The sequence below is a fragment of the Flavobacterium fluvii genome (genome assembly GCF_900129545.1).
Taxonomy (GTDB): Bacteria; Bacteroidota; Bacteroidia; order Flavobacteriales; family Flavobacteriaceae; genus Flavobacterium; species Flavobacterium fluvii.
Genome location: NZ_FQWB01000004.1, coordinates 179,260 through 192,559, shown reverse-complemented (window position 1 = coordinate 192,559; position 13,300 = coordinate 179,260). Strand labels below are relative to the sequence as shown.

At 38.4% G+C, this 13,300-nt stretch carries 12 protein-coding genes; 8 read left to right on the top strand and 4 right to left on the bottom strand.

Annotation, left to right across the window (positions count from 1 at the left end; all coding sequences use genetic code 11):
* Window positions 1–54: 54 nt before the first annotated feature.
* The 4 genes from BUC16_RS10655 to idi all read right to left on the bottom strand — a co-directional run bounded on the left by BUC16_RS10655 (window position 55) and on the right by idi (window position 2,559).
* Complete coding sequence (locus BUC16_RS10655) at window positions 55–1,023, bottom strand: type I phosphomannose isomerase catalytic subunit (RefSeq protein WP_141226136.1); 969 nt, start codon at window positions 1,021–1,023, stop codon at window positions 55–57.
* Between the two features lie 76 nt (window positions 1,024–1,099).
* Entirely contained in the window at window positions 1,100–1,570 is a 471-nt protein-coding gene (locus BUC16_RS10650) for a peroxiredoxin (RefSeq protein WP_073370475.1), read from the bottom strand.
* Window positions 1,570–1,980, bottom strand: coding sequence for a 6-pyruvoyl trahydropterin synthase family protein (locus BUC16_RS10645; protein WP_073370473.1), 411 nt, complete (start codon window positions 1,978–1,980; stop codon window positions 1,570–1,572). The genes BUC16_RS10650 and BUC16_RS10645 overlap by 1 nt, the downstream gene beginning before the upstream one ends.
* A gap of 51 nt (window positions 1,981–2,031) precedes the next feature.
* Window positions 2,032–2,559: an isopentenyl-diphosphate Delta-isomerase gene (gene idi, locus BUC16_RS10640; RefSeq protein WP_073370767.1), complete on the bottom strand. Its 528-nt coding sequence runs from the start codon at window positions 2,557–2,559 to the stop codon at window positions 2,032–2,034.
* Between the two features lie 167 nt (window positions 2,560–2,726).
* Here idi and BUC16_RS10635 point away from each other — a divergent pair, with 167 nt between their 5' ends.
* The 8 genes from BUC16_RS10635 to BUC16_RS10595 all read left to right on the top strand — a co-directional run bounded on the left by BUC16_RS10635 (window position 2,727) and on the right by BUC16_RS10595 (window position 13,296).
* Window positions 2,727–3,833, top strand: a complete 1,107-nt coding sequence (locus tag BUC16_RS10635; protein WP_084546151.1) for a bifunctional methionine sulfoxide reductase B/A protein — start codon at window positions 2,727–2,729, stop codon at window positions 3,831–3,833.
* A 237-nt stretch (window positions 3,834–4,070) separates the two neighbouring features.
* The gene (locus BUC16_RS10630) at window positions 4,071–6,326 is read left to right on the top strand and encodes a patatin-like phospholipase family protein (RefSeq protein ID WP_073370472.1); all 2,256 of its coding nucleotides are present in this window, start codon (window positions 4,071–4,073) and stop codon (window positions 6,324–6,326) included.
* Window positions 6,327–6,378: 52 nt separating this feature from the next.
* Window positions 6,379–7,605 carry a glycogen synthase gene (gene glgA / locus BUC16_RS10625; RefSeq protein ID WP_073370470.1) on the top strand — a complete coding sequence of 409 codons (1,227 nt, stop codon included), beginning with the start codon at window positions 6,379–6,381 and terminating at the stop codon, window positions 7,603–7,605.
* A 172-nt stretch (window positions 7,606–7,777) separates the two neighbouring features.
* A complete protein-coding gene (locus tag BUC16_RS10620) occupies window positions 7,778–8,398 on the top strand; it encodes a hypothetical protein (RefSeq protein ID WP_073370469.1) in 621 nt (206 codons plus the stop codon).
* A gap of 802 nt (window positions 8,399–9,200) precedes the next feature.
* Window positions 9,201–9,731: an SRPBCC family protein gene (locus tag BUC16_RS10610; RefSeq protein ID WP_073370466.1), complete on the top strand. Its 531-nt coding sequence runs from the start codon at window positions 9,201–9,203 to the stop codon at window positions 9,729–9,731.
* Between the two features lie 39 nt (window positions 9,732–9,770).
* Entirely contained in the window at window positions 9,771–10,211 is a 441-nt protein-coding gene (locus tag BUC16_RS10605) for an SRPBCC family protein (protein ID WP_073370464.1), read from the top strand.
* Between the two features lie 18 nt (window positions 10,212–10,229).
* On the top strand, window positions 10,230–10,670 hold the full coding sequence (locus BUC16_RS10600) for a VOC family protein (protein WP_073370463.1): 441 nt from the start codon (window positions 10,230–10,232) through the stop codon (window positions 10,668–10,670).
* Between the two features lie 370 nt (window positions 10,671–11,040).
* Window positions 11,041–13,296, top strand: a complete 2,256-nt coding sequence (locus BUC16_RS10595) for an alginate lyase family protein (protein WP_073370461.1) — start codon at window positions 11,041–11,043, stop codon at window positions 13,294–13,296.
* The last annotated feature ends 4 nt before the right edge of the window (window positions 13,297–13,300 follow it).

The following is a 13,300-nucleotide window of genomic DNA, read 5'->3' as shown; positions in this document are numbered from 1 at the left end:
GAATAAGTAAAAGGGCGATACCATAAATGACCGCTAAAAAATAAAAATTTACATTTATGAAATGTAAATTTCTAAAATTGAAGCTTTTCCATTGAGAATGAATGTCTTCAAGGCGGCAGGAATTAAAATAGTGTCTCCTTTTTTATACTGGTATTTTGTGTCTTCGCATTCCAATTCAAAACTGCCGTCAACACACATATAGGCCGTGAAGGTGTTTCCTGTTTTGTCCACTGGAATTTCTCCGTCCAAAGGCAGGAAATTGGTCGTGAAATAAGGACAATCCACCACCTCATTTGATTGGTTTGGTGTTCTGTCGTATTTTTTGTGGGTGTCCACTTTGTTGTAATTGATGGCGTCCAAAGCCAGATCTACGTGTAATTCTCTTTGATTCCCGGCAGCATCCACTCGTTCAAAATCATACAAACGATACGTGATGTCCGATGTTTGTTGTATTTCGGCTATGACAAGTCCAGCACCGATGGCGTGAACGGTTCCGGTTTCCAGAAAGAAAACATCGCCTTCTTCCACTTTTACGTCGTCAAGAATGGAAAGAAGTGTTTTGTTTTTCAGATTTTCCAAATAGTCTTCGGCGTTGGAATTTTCCTTGAAACCAACAATTATTCGGGAATTTTTATCCGCTTGCATCACGTACCACATTTCGGTCTTGCCAAAAGAATTGTGACGCTTTTTTGCCAATTCGTCATTGGGATGCACCTGGATAGACAAGTCTTCGCGAGCATCAAGGTATTTGAAAAGCAAAGGAAATTGTTTCCCGAATTGCTGGTGCACTTCGGTTCCAAGAATTTCGTCCGGATTGTCATTGATTAATTCCGTCAATGATTTTCCTTTGTGTTCCCCGTTTGCAATAATGCTCACGTCGCCTTCAACGGTTGACAATTCCCAGCTTTCGCCGGTTATTTTCGAAGTAATCGGTTTGTTTAGAATGGTTTTTAGTTTCTCTCCTCCCCAGATTCTTTCTTTTAAAATGGGTTCGAATTGTAATGGGTATAGTTTCATTTTTATGTTTTTTCAAGTGTGTTGGCCAAAGTTCATTTAAAATGAATTGTGAAGGCAAAATTAAAGTAATGATTTTAGGATGCTATTTTGGGTTTTGTGACATCATTTTTTTAATGGTTTCCAATGCCTTCGGAATATGATTCGTGGCGTTCATGCTGTCAAAAATCAATTGGATGATTCCGTTTTTGTCTGCCACATAAGTCACTCTTCCGGGAATTAAACCTAATAAGTCTGGTTTGACTCCAAACAACTTCTTGATTTTCTTGTCGTTGTCCGAAAGCAGAATAAAAGGCAATTTGTATTGTTGGACAAATTTTTCGTGCGAAGTAATACTGTCGCTGCTGATTCCGATAACTTCTGCACCCAAATCCTTGAAATCTTCGTACTGATCCCTGAAACTGCAGGCTTGGGCGGTGCAACCCGGAGTGTTGTCTTTGGGATAAAAATAAATCACAACTGCTTTTTTGCCCACGATTGAAGCGCTGTCAAAATCGTTTCCATTGCTGTCTTTTGCCGAAAAATCGGGGATTTTGTCTCCCAGTTGCAGTGCCATTATTCTCCCTTATAGGTTACAAAATTACGTGGCGTCTCATAAAGAGTTATTTCTAAATCCAATTCGGGTTTTATTCTTTTCCTGATTTTATTCCAAATTACGACCACTATGTTTTCGGCAGTGGGATTCAGGTTTTCAAATTCGGCAACATCCAGATTCAGGTTTTTATGGTCAAAAGGTTTCTCTACTTCTTCAAAAATCAAGTCGCTCAAATCCTTGACATCCATCACGTAGCCGGTTTCCGGGTTTATTTTTCCGGTCACGCTAACGATTAATTCGTAGTTGTGTCCGTGGAAATTGGGATTGTTGCATTTGCCAAAAACGGCATCGTTTTGTTCGAAAGTCCAATCTTTTCGATACAATCGATGGGCTGCGTTGAAATGTGCTTTTCTGGATATGGTTACTCTCATGGTAAAGTTAGATTTTGAATTTCTGCATTCTGCTATCTCAAATCTGCTATCTTAAATTGTGTGTTCTTCCAAGAAATGGTAAAACTCGTCAAAAATAATTTTGAACCAAACGGTGTATATTTCTGGATGCGATTGCATGTCTTTTTGCACTTCTTCGATACCCATCCATTTCCAGCTTTCCACTTCCTCCGGGTTTATTTTTGGCTCCCCATTATAATTACCTATCATGACGTGGTCGAGTTCGTGCTCGGTCAAACCGTTGTCGAACGGGGCTTTGTATATAAAATGGAACAATTCCTTCAATTCGGTTCCAAAACCCATTTCTTCATATAATCTGCGATTTCCCGCCTGAAGATTGGTTTCGCCGTCGCGTTGATGGCTGCAACAGGTATTTGTCCACAATAATGGGGAATGGTATTTGTGCTGCGCTCGTTGCTGCAACATAATTTCATTCTGGTCATTCAATACAAAAACCGAAAATGCCCGGTGCAAAACTGCTTTTTCGTGTGCTTCCAATTTGGGCATCAAGCCAATTTGCTCGTCATTTTGGTTTACCAATATTACATTCTCTTCTTTCATAATCAATTTTAGCTTGCCAAAAATACAAAAAAAGAATTGGGAACTCCGACTTTTTGGAATTTCAACAATCGTTAAACTTTCCTTAAATGAAATATTTTTCCGATCCATACTGCAATTTCTTGTGTATATCTATTGTAAATTTACTCCATAATCTAAAGAAGGTTACCATGAAAAACATTTTTAATTATTTGATGATATTGTCTTTATTCGCTTTAAATGCGTGTGGACAATCGACCCAAAAAACACCAATAACTCCAAATTCAACAGCTATGGAAAACACGATCAGCAAACCCGGAAACCCTTATTATTCCAATACCGACACCACCAAACTGAACGTCACTGATGCCGAATGGAAAAAGGTGTTGTCGCCCGATTTGTATGCCGTTTCAAGAAATGCCGATACCGAAAGGGCCTTCACGGGAAAACTTTGGGATTCTGAGGCGAAAGGAACTTATTATTGTGCGGCTTGTGGCAACAAATTGTTTAGATCCGACCAGAAATTTGCCAGTAGTTGCGGTTGGCCCAGTTTTTTTGAACAAGAAAACAAAAACAGCGTGGTGTACAAAGAAGACAACTCCTATGGAATGAGAAGAATAGAAGCGCTTTGTGGCAGATGTGACGGACATTTAGGACATCTTTTTGATGATGGGCCAGCGCCAACAGGCAAAAGATATTGCATGAATTCCATTGCATTGGATTTTGTTCCAGAAAATGCAATAACACAAAACGGAAACAAAAACAATTTGGAAACCATCACGCTTGGTGGTGGTTGTTACTGGTGTGTCGAAGCGGTTTACGAAAATTTGGACGGAGTGAAATCAGTGGTTTCGGGATTTTCTGGTGGGAAAATTGCAGATCCCACTTACGACGAAGTTTGCTCCGGAACGACAGGGCATGCCGAAGTGGTGCAAATTACGTATGACAAAACCAAGACCAATCTTGACGAAATATTCCAGGTGTTTTTTACCGTTCACGACCCGACAACCCTCAATCGACAAGGTGCGGATGTGGGAACCCAATACCGCTCGGTAATTATGTATAAAGATGAAGTGCAGAAAAAAGCTGCCAAGTCCATCATAGATCAGTTGAATGCCGAAAAAGTATATAACAATCCAATCGTGACCACATTGGAGCCGCTTGCAAAGTTTTACGTGGCGGAAGATTACCATCAAAATTATTACGAAAAGAATCAAGAGGCACCCTATTGCCAAATGGTCATCCAGCCGAAATTAGAAAAATTTGAAAAGATTTTCAAGGCACGATTAAAAAAATAAAAATCAGGATTGAACTGTAAACCGGAAAGAGATTTCCGGTTTTTTTTATGACTTGTCGAAAGTGAATAGGTGAGTTGTACATCCATGAAAATAGTGGTTAATAAATATTTTCTATATCAGTTAAATCATATATATTTACTTAAATTATTTTTGAATCGTCATAATCGTCCCTGGTTCTTGGAGCAACTTTTCAAAAAATGATTTTGGAAACCAATTCAAATTTCAAATACAAGCCAAATGAAAACCAACTTCCAACCTCTAAAAAGATTGCTAATTTGTTCCTGTTTAATGCTGCTTTTCTCAAATTCTCTATGGGCACAACGTCCAAAAGTTGGATTGGTTTTAAGTGGAGGAGGTGCCAAAGGTATTGCGCATATTGGTGTTTTAAAGGCAATCGACAGTGCAGGACTTAAAATAGATTATGTGACGGGAACCAGCATGGGGAGTATTATTGGTGCCATGTATGCCACAGGTTATTCAGGAAAAGACGTTGAAAAGATAACCAAAAAACTGAATTGGGATGAATTATTGAGTGGCAAACCCATTTATACAGATGTCAGCATTGACGAGAAAGACGAGTTCGGTCAATATGCTGCAGAAATAGGGATTAAAAAATACAAGCCCCAATTTTCGACAGGCTTAATCGATTCACAGGAACTTTGGCTTACCCTGAACGACATGTTTTTGCCGGTTTACAACATCAAGGATTTTTCAAAGTTTAACATTCCCTTTAAATGTATTGCAGTTGATTTATCCAATGGTAAAGCCGTGGTTCTTTCCAAAGGAGACATCGTTACGGCCGTGCGTTCGAGTATGGCGATTCCCAGCGTATTTACGGCTGTCGATTATGAAAAGACCAAGCTCGTGGATGGTGGTATCGTGAGAAACTTTCCGGTTAAGGATATTAAAGAAATGGGAGCCGACATTGTCATTGGGGTAAACCTGTTTACGGGTCTTCCGGATATCGATAAATTGGATGACGTGTTGGATGTTTTTTACCAAATTACCCAATATCGGGACGCAGATGATTTGGTCGAAGAAAAAAAACTCTGTAATCTTGTCATTGAACCGCATTTGGAAAAATACAGTGCCGGCAGCTTTGATGCCACCGATTCCATTATGGATATTGGAAACCAAGTAGGAAAATTGTATTATCCTTATTTCAAACGTCTTGCCGATTCTTTAAATGCAAAATATCCCGTAGTTTATGATCCCTACGGTCGTTTGCCTAAAGTGGAATCCATTACCATAGATGAAATTAAATACGAAGGAATAGAAAAAACAAATACAGACTATTTGTTGCAAAAACTCAGTATAAAACCTGGAAATGCCTATACGGCCAAACAAATAAACGATGGTTTCAGAAAAGCTTTTGCGAGCCGTTATTATGACAACATCTATTATTCATTGGAACCAACGACTGAGGGACACGCAATATTAATCTGTAAAGTGCATGAAAAACTGCTAACCCAGATGAAAGTGGGATTGTCGTTCCATTCGTTTACGGGGGCAGCATTATTGCTCAATCTTACCACGAGAGATTTGTTGCTGAAAAAATCGCGTACCATGGCGAAATTTGCAATAGGCGAGAATTTCAGGGTATTATTGGAACACAAACAGATTTTTGGCACAAAAGCAAATAATTTTATAAACCTGAGTTGGGAGCGGCAAAACCTTCCCATGAATATATACAACGATGCACAGAAAGTATCCGTGTATGGTGTTCGGTATTCGCAGTTTGATCTTAATTACACCAGGGTCATGACAAACGATTGGAGTTTGACGGCAGGAATCAACCATCAGAGAAATGATTTTTCTCCAGACGTGGATGGCGACAATTCTTATGAAGGTTACGTGAGCAACTATTTTGCCTACTTGGCCTCGGAATCCATCACCACCGACAGGGTTAATTTTCCTACCCGTGGACATCTTTTTACTGTTCAGGCTGGCGTTGTTTTCGGAAGAAAAGCTCAAGTTGATCATACGTTGGCAGGTGGCACAACAGAAGATATTTCGAGCCTGTACAATAATGCTGCCGATTATTACAAATTTATGCTGAACTTTACCCAATTTCACCCATTGGACAAAAAATGGACTTTATTTTATACCTTGCAATCTGGAGTGTGTTTGCGCTCTCAAGGATTTATAATTGACAACTTTTATATGGGAGGAATACAGCAATTATTTAGACAGCAAATCACGTTTGCAGGTCTCAATGAAGAGCAAATCAACTCCAGTTCTACCGCCTCGGGAATGTTGGGAATGCAATATAATATTATGGGTAGTTTATTCCTGATGGGTAGAGCCAACACGGGAATCTACAATTTCAGTACTTTAAACAAAGCCTGGGATTCAAATACGGTAAAGTCAATTAATGGTTTTTCGTTGGGATTGGGCTATAATTTAGGCTTTATGCCAATGGAGCTAACAACCATGTATTCACCGGAAATAGGAAAAGTTTACACACACGTTAAAATTGGATTCGTTTTCTAAAATCAATACTTTTTGCTGGGAACCCTATCATTAAAAATAAAAAAAAAGAAAGATGAAAATAGCACTTTTTACCAATGAATTCCCACCCAATATTTACGGTGGAGCCGGCGTACACATCGATTTTTTAAGCCAAGAATTGGCCAAGTTGGCCCAAGTTGAAGTACGCTGTTTCGGAGACCAATCCGTGAAAACGGAAAGCATGCACGTGGAAGGAATCAATTCTTCGTTGACCAAAATGGTGGACGACGACAATCCACACATCAAGATGTTTCACAACATGAGTCGAAATGTAGAAATGTCGCAAGCCACGCCGGAAGCCGACGTCATTCATTGCCATACTTGGTACACGCATCTTGCCGGAATTTTCACTCGTGAATTGCTGCAATCGCCTTTGATTTTGACCACGCACAGCTTGGAAACCCATCGTCCGTGGAAAGTGGAACAACTGGGCAACGGTTATTTTCTTTCGCGATGGATAGAAAACAAAGCCTACAACACCGCCGACGGAATCATTGCCGTGAGCAAGCAAATGAAGGAAGACGTAATCGAAGCCTATGGTGTCAATCCCGAAAAAGTGACCGTAATCCACAACGGAATCGATCCTGAATTTTACAAACCAACATTCGACGAAAAGCTGCTTTTGGAATACGGCATTGACCCAAAAATTCCATTCGTGCTTTTTGTGGGGCGCATCACGCGCCAAAAAGGAATTTCCCAATTGATTGCCGCCGCCAAACATTTCAACAAGGATTGCCAAATCGTGCTTTGCGCCGGAGCGCCAGACACCAAGGAAATTGCCGAAGAAACCGAAGCCCTGATTGCCGATTTGTGCAAAGAAAGAGAAGGCGTGATTTTGATCTCGGAAATGTTGCCCCGCGACAAAGTAAAAGTATTGTACAGCCACGCCCGAGTGTTTGCCTGTCCTTCCTTGTATGAACCTTTCGGAATCATCAATCTCGAAGCAATGTCTTGCGAAACGCCGGTTGTGGGAAGCCACGTGGGCGGAATTCCAGAGATTATTGTCGAAGGAGAATCGGGTTATTTGGTGCCGTTGCAAAGCGTTTCCAGAACCGATTTTAATCCAGCCAATCCAGAAGCGTTCCAAAAAGCGTTTGCCGCCAAAGTAAATATCTTGTTGGAAGACGAAGCCCTAGCCACCCAAATGGGGAAAGCGGGAAGAGAAAGAGTGTTGAAAATTTTCAGTTGGGAATCCATCGCCAAAACCACTTTTGACTATTACCAAAAAGTGATTGACGGATTTGAGAAGGAAAAGGCTTGATGAACAAGGAATTCTTGTGAGAATTTGAAATCATAAATAAAAATAAAGCGGAACAAACCTTTGTCAATCTACCCAATTTTGGGTGTATAGGTGCTATTTTGTAGCGAGTATATATTAGTTACCAGCAAGCGCCAAGATTGCGCTAAGAATATCTTTCTTAAATTTTTAGAAAATGGATTTGCAAAAACTTAAACATACTTTATTTAATGTTAATCATATTTGTGAGCATGTTACGCATTCTAGAAATGAGATTAAGAAAATCAATTACGACGAACACTCTCACGTCTATGTCGATGTTCACCGTTTGTTAGATATCTTCATTTGTTCGTTAATGGATGAACTTATTGTATTTGAAAAGTTTGTGATTGAAGAAAACAACGACTATCTCTCTGATACTCTTTATGCCTTACAACCGTTAATTGATTACATCAATAGATTCGATTCCTTGAGAATTAAGCGAAACAAATTATTAGCTCATCATAATAGAGATCGTAAAAAAATCTTTGCTCCTTGGTGGAAAGAATTACAAGGGAAAAGATTCGCAACGACAAATGAAGAAGAAAGTATGATTTTTAGTACTGTAAAAAGTATCCATCAAGTCTTTGTAAAAAGATTTCCTAAAGAACTAGAGGAAGTTCTGGATGAGTATGACAAAGAAATTAATGAATATGAAAAATATATTATGGATGCTCACGATGTTGACTCTTTTAAAGATATAAGTCCAGTAGTCGATGAAGTAAAAAAGAGAATGAAAGAAAGAGACTTTAATTTCACTATAATGAGTAAAAAATAAAGCCTGCTGGTAACAGCGGTTTGGCAAGATTTGGGTTTTTGTCTTGATTTAAAGTTGGTTTTGTGTTTGCGAAATTAGTCTTAAAACGAAAATATATCTTAATTTAGTCCCAAACCTCGCCAAGCCAGCGGTACGTTACCACTCATTTAAATGAAAATAGCGAAAATATTAACAATTACTTTTTTATGTCTACTTGTAACGATATTCTTTGCAGGCGGTGGACACGGTACATATATTCCAGCAAAAGTAATTTTTCCTTTTACAATGTTATTAGCAAATTTAACAAACGAAATAAATTTCATTGGTATTATACTAGCTTTAATTCAAATCCCCATCTATAGCCGAATTTTAATGAATAAACTGAAATGGAAATACCTTTTGATTGGAATACATTTATTTGCAGTTCTTTTATGTTTTTACTTTAATAATGACTCATTTTGAATATAAGTAAACTCGCTAAACAAAAGACCGAATATAAAAGTATTGCAATTAGTAGTGCGTTACTTTTTGGGCTTCCGCTCGCTCGGATTTGCAAAATAGAATCTCATCGTGTTGATTGCGCAGAATTGCATTCTGTGCCCGCCAACGAGAGCTGACAAAACCATTCAAGAGGGCTAGTGTTTGAAAATCATATCCGAAGTCTCTCGATTTCGGATTTTTTTATGCCATTTTTCTAAAAAAGAATGAAGAACTTTTTTTGAATAGAGGTAACTGTTATTCTATGAGATAGTTGAGGTAATTTTTAATCGAAAATTCTAAAAAATTAACTAAATTTATATCCCTAATTTTAAAAATCAACACTATGAAGAAAATTGTAATAGCATTGGCAATCTTGATTGCAATACCGCTGATTGTAGCTTTGTTTGTGGAGAAAGACTACGCCGTGGAACGAGAAATCACCATCGACAAACCCAAACAAGAAGTTTTCAACTATGTAAAACTGCTGAAAAATCAAGACCATTACAGCAAATGGGCGACGATGGATCCCAAAATGGAAAAAACATATCGCGGAACTGACGGTACCGTGGGTTTTGTGGCGGCTTGGGACAGCAAGATTGACTCCGTAGGTGTTGGGGAACAAGAAATCAAGAAAATCGTGGAAGGCGAGCGTATCGATTTTGAACTTCGTTTCATCGAGCCTTTCGAAGCAACCGAACCGGCATTTATGACAACCGAAGCAATTTCAGAAAATCAAACCAAGGTAAAATGGGGCTTTAGCGGACACATGGACTATCCAATGAACCTAATGATGCTGTTTATGGATTTTGAAAAAATGATTGGCGACGATTTGCAAACAGGCTTAAACAACTTGAAAAGGGAATTAGAAAAGTAAGGACGTTTTAATAATTGCGCCCAATGGGCTAAATAAACTATGGAAACATTAAACTTCACGATTCAAATCAATGCCACACCAGAAAAGGTGTGGAACAGCCTTTGGGATGTAGAAAATTATAAAATTTGGACCAATCCGTTTTGCAACGGAAGTTATTACAAAACAGACAATTTTACGGAAGGAAGCAAAATACACTTGCTCACTCCAAGTGGAGAAGGAATGTACAGTGTTTTGGAAACCGTCAAAGAAAATGCTTTTTTGGCGTTCAAGCATTTGGGCGACATCAAAAATTTTGAAGAAATGCCCATTGTGGGTGAATCAGGAACTTGGACAGGTGCCATGGAAACCTACGCCTTGAACGAAATTGAAAACGGCACGGAATTGATTGTAAATGTGGATACCTTGGAAAGTTATGTTGGCTTCATGAAAAAAACGTTTCCATTGGCATTGAACGAACTTAAACGAATTTCAGAAAATTAATCATTAAAGCGATATAAAATGACAACAGTAAATGTTTATCTGAACTACGAAGGCAACTGCGAAGAAGCCTTCAATTTTTACAAATCGGTATTTGGTGGAGAATTTCCATATCTTGGATATTACAAGGATATGCCGCCACAAGAGGGAATGCCGCCAATGACTGCCGATGAAGGCAACAAGATAATGCACGTTTCCTTGCCCATCAGTGCAGAAACAATGCTTATGGGAAGCGATGTAGGAGGCGAGTGGTGTCCTAAAATCACGAAAGGAAACAATTTTGCAGTTTCCATAAGCACGGATAGCCAAGCTGAGGCCGACAGGTTATTCAACGGGCTTTCGGCAGGCGGAAAAGTGACAATGCCCATGGAGAAAACCTTTTGGGGATCCTATTTTGGAATGTTTACCGACAAATTTGACATTAATTGGATGGTAAGTTTTGACGAAAATCCGCAGAAGTAAAGAAAAACTGTAGGCAGTAGCTAGTTGCTCTGCTTCGAAAATAGAAAATTGTTTCCAAAATACCTCGGTAGCTCTGCTCCGAGGTATTTTTATTGGTGCATGTCGACAAAATGTTTTATAAATATTCGCACAGAATATCGCTGTGTTGTTTTAATTTTTCAACAAAGAACAAAAAAAGTCTTATTTTATTTTTTGTATTAATAATAAACGATATATTTGGAGAACCAAACTGGTTAACCAATATTTGTTTCTTTAAATGATTGTAATTGTGGTCGAGGATTACGTTACAATAAAACAGAATTTGATAAAGCGAAATAAGAATCTAAAATTCAGTAAATCCTTTCACAAGGAGGAAAATTATAAATAAATTATGGGCACAATAAATAAAGTACGAATAGTACTGATTATACTTTTGACTTTTTTACATCTAAATGTAAAATCACAAACACATCCAAGTTTGGTTTTGACCAAGGAAGGTGTTCGAGAAATCAGATCGCAATTGGGAAAAGTGCCGCTTTTTGATGCTTCTTTGGCAGATGTAAAAAAAGAAGTCGATGCCGAAATTGTTTTGGGCATTGATATTCCTGTTCCAAAAGATTTTTCGGGGGGCTACACGCACGAACGGCATAAAAGAAATTTTCTTATTTTGGAGAGAGCGGGTGTTTTATATCAAATATTAGAGGATGAAAAATATGCAATCTATGTTCGAGACATGTTATTGGCCTATGCCAAAATGTATCCCACTTTACCTTTGCACCCACAAGAACGTTCTTATGCCAGGGGAAAGATTTTTTGGCAAGCTTTAAATGATGCCAATTGGCTGGTATATGTGAGTCAGGCTTATGATTGTGTTTATGATTTTATTAGCCTAGCAGACCGTTCCACTATTGAAAAAGACTTGTTTAAACCTTTTGCCGATTTTATATCAATCGGTTCCCCCCAGTTTTTTAACAGGGTGCACAACCACAGTACTTGGGGTAATGTTGCAGTTGGGATGATAGGTTTAGTGATGAATGATGAGGTACTGCTGGATCGCGCCTTAAATGGCTTAAAGGATGATGGTTTACCTGCGGGAATGAAGGATAATGATGGCGGATTAATTAAAAAAGAAGGACAAAAAACAGGTTTTTTTGGCAATATTGATGAGCCTTTTTCTCCTGATGGTTATTATACGGAAGGTCCTTATTATCAAAGGTATGCCATGTATCCTTTCATGATTTTTGCCGTGGCTCTCCAGAACAGTAAACCCGACTTGAAAATTTTTGAATATAAAAATGGAATCTTGATAAAGTCGGTTTATGCCTTGTTGAATTTAACGAATTCAGAAGGAGAGTTTTTTCCATTGAATGATGGACAAAAAGGGATGTCTTATTATTCCAGAGAATTAGTCACGGTGGTAGATATTGCCTATTTATATGGAGCAAAAGATCCTTCTTTATTGTCAATCGCAGAGAAACAAGGACGTGTCCAGTTAAACAATTCAGGTATGGCGGTGGCACTTGGAATCAAGAATAATTTAGAAAAACCATTTGAAAAAAAATCCATTGATTTATCCGATGGGGCGGATGGAAAACAAGGAGGGGTCGCCATTATCAGAAATAAAAAGAATGAAGACGAATTGACCTTGGTGATGAAATATGCTTCTCAAGGATTGAGTCATGGACATTACGACAAGCTTTCTTTTTCGTTTTACAACAACGGCACAGATGTTTTGCAAGACTACGGATTGGCAAGATTTGTGAATATTGAGCAAAAAGGTGGCGGTAATTATTTAAAGGAGAACACAACCTGGGCGAAACAAACCATAGCGCACAATACAATTGTTCAAAACGAAACTTCCCATTTTGGAGGGGATTTTGAGACAGGAAGCAAATTTGCTTCCGAGAAATACCTGTTTGATGTTTCCAATCCCAAAGTTCAAATCATTAGTGCCAATGAAAACAATGCTTATCCGGGAACGACAATGCAAAGAACAATGGCATTAATCGAAGAAGAAGGATTTGAAAAGCCATTTTTGCTGGATATTATTCAATTGAATTCAAAAACTGCCAATCAATATGATTTGCCGTTCTATTATTTGGGACAATTGATGTCGGCTAATTTTGCTTATGAAACCCCAAAATCTATGGAACCTTTTGGAAAAGCAAACGGTTATCAGCATTTGTGGAAAGAAGGTTCGGCTACCTTGGCAACAGACAATTCCAAGATTTCCTGGTTGAACGAAGGAAGTTTCTATACACTAACTTCGGTTAACCAGCCCAATGACGAGGTTTTCTTTGTGAGAATAGGGGCAAACGATCCCAGCTTTAATTTAAGAAAAGAACCAGGCATCATTTTTAGAAAAAAGAATGCCCAAAAAGGCACTTTTGTTTCTGTTCTCGAAACACACGGAAACTACAATAAGGTTACTGAATTGGCTACAAATTCCTCCAGCAGCATCGCTTCATTAAAAGTGGTTTATGAAGATTCAAATTATATTGGAGTGGAAATTAAAAGCAAATCGGGAGTGACAACTCTCTTTGTTTTGGCAACAAAAAACAACAAAGCCAATCAAAAGCATCGTCTGCAAATTAACAACAAAACCTACAATTGGGTAGGAACCTATTATAAAACAACAATTAAATAAAAAC

Bases quoted from the DNA above. Each gene is read 5' to 3' on its own strand.
- BUC16_RS10650 (WP_073370475.1), bottom strand. From the start codon at position 1,570: ATGGCACTGCAACTGGGAGACAAAATCCCCGATTTTTCGGCAAAAGAC.
- idi (WP_073370767.1), bottom strand. From the start codon at position 2,559: ATGAAAGAAGAGAATGTAATATTGGTAAACCAAAATGACGAGCAAATT.
- BUC16_RS10620 (WP_073370469.1), top strand. From the start codon at position 7,778: ATGGATTTGCAAAAACTTAAACATACTTTATTTAATGTTAATCATATT.
- BUC16_RS10605 (WP_073370464.1), top strand. From the start codon at position 9,771: ATGGAAACATTAAACTTCACGATTCAAATCAATGCCACACCAGAAAAG.
- glgA (WP_073370470.1), top strand. From the start codon at position 6,379: ATGAAAATAGCACTTTTTACCAATGAATTCCCACCCAATATTTACGGT.
- BUC16_RS10645 (WP_073370473.1), bottom strand. From the start codon at position 1,980: ATGAGAGTAACCATATCCAGAAAAGCACATTTCAACGCAGCCCATCGA.
- BUC16_RS10610 (WP_073370466.1), top strand. From the start codon at position 9,201: ATGAAGAAAATTGTAATAGCATTGGCAATCTTGATTGCAATACCGCTG.
- BUC16_RS10630 (WP_073370472.1), top strand. From the start codon at position 4,071: ATGAAAACCAACTTCCAACCTCTAAAAAGATTGCTAATTTGTTCCTGT.
- BUC16_RS10595 (WP_073370461.1), top strand. From the start codon at position 11,041: ATGGGCACAATAAATAAAGTACGAATAGTACTGATTATACTTTTGACT.
- BUC16_RS10600 (WP_073370463.1), top strand. From the start codon at position 10,230: ATGACAACAGTAAATGTTTATCTGAACTACGAAGGCAACTGCGAAGAA.
- BUC16_RS10635 (WP_084546151.1), top strand. From the start codon at position 2,727: ATGAAAAACATTTTTAATTATTTGATGATATTGTCTTTATTCGCTTTA.